Here is a 5,969-nt window from a genome sequence, read left to right as displayed (position 1 = left end):
TCTAGCATCTCTTTCATTATTAGATATCCATGTATTTCTGTGCAGCAGTCACGATTGCCATTTTGTATACTTCTTCAGCATTACATCCTCTTGACAAGTCGTTGATTGGAGCATTCAATCCTTGAAGGATAGGTCCGATGGCTTCATATCCACCTAAACGAGCCGCAATCTTATAACCGATGTTACCTGCATCAATGTTAGGGAAGATAAAGGTATTGATATTACCTGCCACTTTGGATTCAGGTGCTTTTAATTTTGCGACCTCAGGAGCAACACAGCAGTCAAACTGAATTTCACCTTCAACGCCAAAATCTAATGGCATACGTTTCAAACGAGTTGCTGCTTCATTTACTTTAGAAACGCTCTCACCTTTTGCTGATCCAAGTGTTGAATAAGACAACAAACCAACTCTTGGTTCAATACCGAATTGACGTACTGTATGAGCTGTTTGCAATGTAATTTCAACCAAATCATCTGCAGATGGGTCAATATTAATAGAGCAGTCACCCATAACCAATGTTTCTGCACCATCTTTCATTAAAATAAAGCAACTAGAAACAATAGAGTTTCCAGGTCTTGTCTTCACCAACTGTAATGCAGGACGAACAGTATCCGCAGTTGAGTAAGTAGCTCCACCCAACAAACCATCTGCACAACCAAGTTTTACATACATTGTCCCAAAGAAGTTTGTTTTCAAACATGCAGCACGTGCTTGTTCTTCGTCCATTTTTCCCTTACGAAGCTCAATTACCTTACTTACCATCATATCCATGTTTTTATATTCAATTGGATCTAATGTTTCAATTCCTTCAATATCCCAACCATAAGCAGAAGCAGTGCCCATAATTTCAGCACGATTACCTAATAAAACTGGTACTACAACGTTATCTTTATGTAAACGGATTGCCGCTTCCAAAATACGTGGGTCAGAACCTTCCGTAAATACAATTCTTGTTCCCTTGCCTTTGATTTTTTCAATCAGTGTGTTAATCATATGAATATGTCCTCACTTTCCTAATACCATAGTTTATTATATACCAATCATAAGCTAAAAAAAAGGATTTATTCACAAATGAATAATTTCACAATCTTTTCCATTTATGAGTATACAAAACTATCATTTTCCAAAAAAAAGATGGACTTTCTCCATCTCTTTTTCCCATTTCTTTTAATTAACCGATGATTTTTTGTGCACGTAATACTTCTTCGATAGCAGCGATAGCAGCTTCTTCATCATCCCCATTACAAGAAATTGTAATTTCTGACTGTGTAGGGATTCCTAAAGACATTACACCCATGATTGATTTCATGTTTACTTCACGGCCTTTGAAAGATACGTTAACCTCACATTTGAATTTGCTTGCAGCGTTAACAGCAACAGTTGCTGGACGTGCGTGTAATCCAACTGGGTCAATGACTGATACAGTGATTTGTTTCATTTTATATTCCTCCTATAAACAACTTTTTTACACTCTCTATTTTAACCCATTTTGATACCACTTACAATGCCGAAATTGCTTTTTTTCAAGTTTTTATCTTATTTTTGAGTTTATCAGCGCTTTCATAAAGTTTTTAAGAAATATTTGTTAAAAAACGTTCAACGTCTATCACAGGAATTTCCTTTTCCAATAAGTATTGTACAAATTTCCCATTACCTTCGATCAAATGACCTGAAAAGCTACCATCATAAATGATACCGTTTCCACAGCTAGGGGAACGTGATTGTGTAATAACGATATCAGCTTGAAAATCTAAAATCTGTTGATAAGCAATCTGAGCGCCATGTTCAAATGGTTCTGTCACATCTTCATGATTGGTATTCATCACTTTTCCATTCACGATTTCACAACAAGCTCTTGGTGTCGACAATCCTCCTAACACCTCAGGACATATTAATACATATTCTTTATCCCTCATAAACTCTTTCAATTTAGAATTTAAATTATTTCCACCGTTATATTTACAATTGACCCCCATCAAACAACTACTGATTGCATATCTCATGCTTGCCCCTCCTTCACGAATACATACTCATGATCTGTACTTAAGTTTGGATCATACTGATACCCATCTTCATCAAAGCCTTTGATCCCTTCTAATGTTTCAATCGCATGACTTGCCAAATAGTGAATCATTCTACCTCTTGCCATCTTGGCTTGTGTAGATTCCACTTTCAATACACCTTTTTTTCTGATTTTAAAGGTAAGTGTGACACATCGATGTTTAGAAATATAAGGTAATACCGCCTTTTCATACTCTTTGCTAGCCATATTGATCAACATCGGTAGTTCATGACTTTGTAATTCATTTAACAACGCTTTAGCCAATTTATCTTGCCAAAAATAATAGATATCCTTATATCCATTTATCGATAAACCCGCTTGCATTTCAAGGCGATAAGGATAAATACTATCTTGTGGTCTTAAGACCCCATAAAAACCAGATAAAATTCGTAAATGCTTTTCTATATATTGATGTTCACTTTCATCCTCAATGTCCATATATTGAAATTGAAGCCCTTGATATGTATCAAAAGCGCAACTACCATTTTCATCAAACTTCATATTCTGATATCTTTCAACATTCTCTAAAGCCAGTTTATCATTAACCTTCATAAGCTTTTTGATATCATCAACATTCAAGGTACGTAGCGTATTCCATATCTGTTTACTTTCATCCATGAACATAGGGCATTGTTTTGGTTTTTTATCATAGTTCATTTTCATTTGTTTTGTTGGCGATATGATGATTAACATATACTTCACCTCAGTCCTATTATAACGAAACAGAGTAAGAATGAAAAGGTAAATACTTTCTCTTACAATAGATTCATCTTCGTTAAATTACTCTTCATCTTCATTCATAGGACGAACCAGTCTTGTTCCATATCTTTTTTTCTTTGAGTAGATAATATAACTTGTCATCCCTACAAGTAATACCAATAAACCGATCACACTACAAATCATTATCGTATTAAGAAATTTATAATCATCCAATTTTTTTATCTGTTCTTCATAATTTTGTTGTGAAATAGCAGCAGCACCAGAATATAACTGCAATGTATTTTGTGTTTTTTCATATTGATAATATTCCATATTACCATTTATATTCATCACATAGATCACAATATAGTTTTCGAAATTTTTATCTTCGAATACCCACCCATTTAATTCTGTTTCATCTATTGTGACTTTTTGATATTTCATGCCCTTTATGCTTTGTTTATCTGTTGGCACATCAATTACATATAACTCTTTCCCTAACATTTTACGATACACAAATGATGATATGATATTTCCATCCTCATACAGATAAAAAGACTTGTTATTTTCTTCATCACTTAGGTATACAATTGTCTTATTGATCTTTTCATTAGTCCATGCAACAACTTCCTTATCCTCAATCTTGACTTTTGTTTCAGTGAATCCCTTAGGCACATTTAAACCTTCAATATTACGCACAACGCCTAATTTAGTATCATTAAACATCGTATATACTAAAGGTTTTTCATCTACATATATTTCTATTTTATATTTTTTTGTTGACCCATTTTCTGCAGTTACAGTAATTGTAAATTCATTTTTACCCGCTTTAAGTGTTTTCTCTCCATCACCTGAAACACTTGCTTTATCATCTTTAGCTTTTGCATTCAATGTGATTTTTTCAATATCCGCAGGCAAATCAACTTTATATGAAGTTGTATCTGATGAAAATTTTGGAGATAATTCTCCTTGATTGATAGACAAAGACCCTAAATCATTATTCTTAGACCTTTTATCTTCTTTCTGTTCCTCCTCATTATTTGAATTTATATTTTGATTTGTATTTACATTTGGTGTAGAGTTTTGAACAGAACTTGATGATCCATTATTATTTGTATTAGGCGTAGTTGTACTTGGCTTTGCTTTGGCTGAAACGTATGCAGTACCTGATACAGCAAATTCCTCATTTGCATCAACATCATAAGACGCTGCAGTCCCTGATACGGTAACTGAAGCACCACTAGCCGAGTCTAATCTAGCTGTTGCCGTTTTAGTCTCTCCTGTATCAATCGTTGGATTGATATTAGATAATAATGTACAACCTGAGCAATTAACTGTTAAACCCTCAACAAAAACGCCACTTGCTGATACCGAGATAGTGAACTGTTGTCCTACTTCTACTGAACTAGGTGAAACTGATACACTAATTCCTCCAGCATTAATATAATTCCATTGAAACATTGATATACACAACACCAAAACAATGATACCATTTACAATTTTTCTAATTCTTCTCATAATTTCTCCCTCTTATTGAACAATTGTACTCTTTCCATCTAATTTATTTCTGATTTTAACATAATCAATCGCACTTACCCGACCATCATTATTTACATCAGCTGCTTTCATTTCTCTATCCTTTAAAGATGTTTTTCCATCTAGCTTATTTCTGATTTTCACGTAATCCATTGCGCTGATTTTTCCATCTCCATTTATATCTCCACGAAGTATTACGATCATTTGATAAACAATAACCTTGGTTTCGTTTTTTATGCTTACACTGACTACCTGTCCACTTGATACCTTAACATTATTAATAGGTTTTCCATCTGATCCTTTTATTTCTACATCACCCAACGAAGATAATGCAGTTCCAAAATCTGATATATTAGAACCTTCTACAAAACCATATAAATATCCCTTATCAAATCGTATCTTATTTTTATCTAAAACAGCTTTAATTTCATCTGATACTTCAGAACTAACTTCTATATCAGGTTCACTATTTTCTTTTACTATTTTATCATACTCAGTTTTTACTGTGCTCTTAAACTTTGCCCATCCCATAGATTGCTTTGTATTATGAAGAATATTATATGCACAATCTTTTCCAGACCAATCATGATGCATTCTTACTGCATCAGCTGATAATCCATTTTCATATAAAATTCTTGCGGTAAGTAATGCAGCAGTTTTCTCGCCTGTTGCATAATTTCCATCTGAATTTTCGCATATCTCAATACCTATAGTTGCGATATTTCCCATTAACAATCCATCTCCAGCATGCCATCCTACTTCATCCATCGGCATACTTTGATATATCTCTTTATTATCTACAGTAAAATGCCATGACTTAGGTGAGTTTTCATAACTATAACCTTTTTGACCATCTGCATGTGCTTGTGCATTTGCGCCTCTTTCGGAATTACCTGTATTATGAATTGTTACATATTGTGGTTTCATTTTAATTCCTGTTCTTGCATAGTCCTTGATAGGCATTATGCTTTTTTTAATTTGAACACCATTTATATTATCTACACTTAAGTACTCTATAGAATTTTCGAATTCTCCACTATTTTTTGTTGTAAAATCAGGATTGTATTGTGGATTAACCCACACTTTACTTCCATTTGACAACTCAAGTTCTATATAATCTCCACTGTTTCTTGTTGTTTTATATGTCCCAGGAGCGACTTTACTTCCATTACGCATATCATCAAAAGGTTCTTTATAACCAATTGCATTAACTTTTAGTTTAAAATTCTGCTTATCATAAGTAACTACTTCACGAACGATATCTCCGGCTTCTTTTCTTTTCAATTTTCCATTAACTTTATAGTATTGTGTTACTCCATTTTCCCATCGACATTCAATCCTAGTTGCAGAGTAAACTTTTTTCTCACTCTTATCATAAAACTTAAAGTCTCCATCACGTTGATATCCCCCATACATTTCTCGAAGATATGGATTATAATCTGGAGTAAAACTTTCAAAACCATTTTCTTTATCAAGATCTTCTTCATAAAAATCTGCAAGACCGTGTCCTGTTTCTATAGTTTCTTCAGCAAAAAGATTTCCTGAAATGCTAAACATCAAACAAAACGGAATCGCAACTAAAAAAAACTTTTTAAGCCTCATTTTCTCATCTCCCTAATTATATATTAAGTATATCATGTTTTTATAGTTTTCTTAACAAAAAAACAGTTT

The 5,969-nt window shown here is 33.4% G+C and carries 6 protein-coding genes; all 6 read right to left on the bottom strand.

Annotated features, from left to right (window positions below):
• Positions 1-19: 19 nt before the first annotated feature.
• The 6 genes from pta to UGRO018_RS17380 all read right to left on the bottom strand — a co-directional run bounded on the left by pta (position 20) and on the right by UGRO018_RS17380 (position 5,855).
• Complete coding sequence (gene pta, locus UGRO018_RS17405) at positions 20-994, bottom strand: phosphate acetyltransferase (protein WP_416327783.1); 975 nt, start codon at positions 992-994, stop codon at positions 20-22.
• A 178-nt stretch (positions 995-1,172) separates the two neighbouring features.
• The gene (locus UGRO018_RS17400) at positions 1,173-1,439 is read right to left on the bottom strand and encodes a phosphocarrier protein HPr (protein WP_117455882.1); all 267 of its coding nucleotides are present in this window, start codon (positions 1,437-1,439) and stop codon (positions 1,173-1,175) included.
• 133 nt (positions 1,440-1,572) lie between these two features.
• Entirely contained in the window at positions 1,573-2,004 is a 432-nt protein-coding gene (locus UGRO018_RS17395; RefSeq protein WP_416327782.1) for a 2-thiouracil desulfurase family protein, read from the bottom strand.
• Positions 2,001-2,756: a peroxide stress protein YaaA gene (gene yaaA / locus UGRO018_RS17390; RefSeq protein ID WP_416327781.1), complete on the bottom strand. Its 756-nt coding sequence runs from the start codon at positions 2,754-2,756 to the stop codon at positions 2,001-2,003. Before yaaA ends, UGRO018_RS17395 begins: the two co-directional genes overlap by 4 nt.
• Before the next feature lie 87 nt (positions 2,757-2,843).
• Entirely contained in the window at positions 2,844-4,280 is a 1,437-nt protein-coding gene (locus tag UGRO018_RS17385) for a cadherin-like beta sandwich domain-containing protein (protein WP_416327780.1), read from the bottom strand.
• Between the two features lie 12 nt (positions 4,281-4,292).
• Positions 4,293-5,855 (bottom strand): N-acetylmuramoyl-L-alanine amidase, encoded by a 1,563-nt coding sequence (locus UGRO018_RS17380; RefSeq protein ID WP_416327784.1) that lies wholly within the window; start codon positions 5,853-5,855, stop codon positions 4,293-4,295.
• Between the last annotated feature and the right edge of the window lie 114 nt (positions 5,856-5,969).

The sequence above is a fragment of the Hoskinsella mucinilytica genome (assembly GCF_045223415.1).
In the GTDB taxonomy this organism is placed as follows: domain Bacteria; phylum Bacillota_I; class Bacilli_A; order Erysipelotrichales; family Erysipelotrichaceae; genus Hoskinsella; species Hoskinsella mucinilytica.
The sequence above is the reverse complement of the archived record's forward strand: the minus strand, read 5'-3'. Positions and strand labels throughout refer to the sequence as shown.

Coding starts and splice junctions, on each gene's coding strand:
- pta (WP_416327783.1), bottom strand. CDS start 994: ATGATTAACACACTGATTGAAAAAATCAAAGGCAAGGGAACAAGAATT.
- UGRO018_RS17400 (WP_117455882.1), bottom strand. CDS start 1,439: ATGAAACAAATCACTGTATCAGTCATTGACCCAGTTGGATTACACGCA.
- UGRO018_RS17380 (WP_416327784.1), bottom strand. CDS start 5,855: ATGTTTAGCATTTCAGGAAATCTTTTTGCTGAAGAAACTATAGAAACA.
- UGRO018_RS17395 (WP_416327782.1), bottom strand. CDS start 2,004: ATGAGATATGCAATCAGTAGTTGTTTGATGGGGGTCAATTGTAAATAT.
- yaaA (WP_416327781.1), bottom strand. CDS start 2,756: ATGTTAATCATCATATCGCCAACAAAACAAATGAAAATGAACTATGAT.
- UGRO018_RS17385 (WP_416327780.1), bottom strand. CDS start 4,280: ATGAGAAGAATTAGAAAAATTGTAAATGGTATCATTGTTTTGGTGTTG.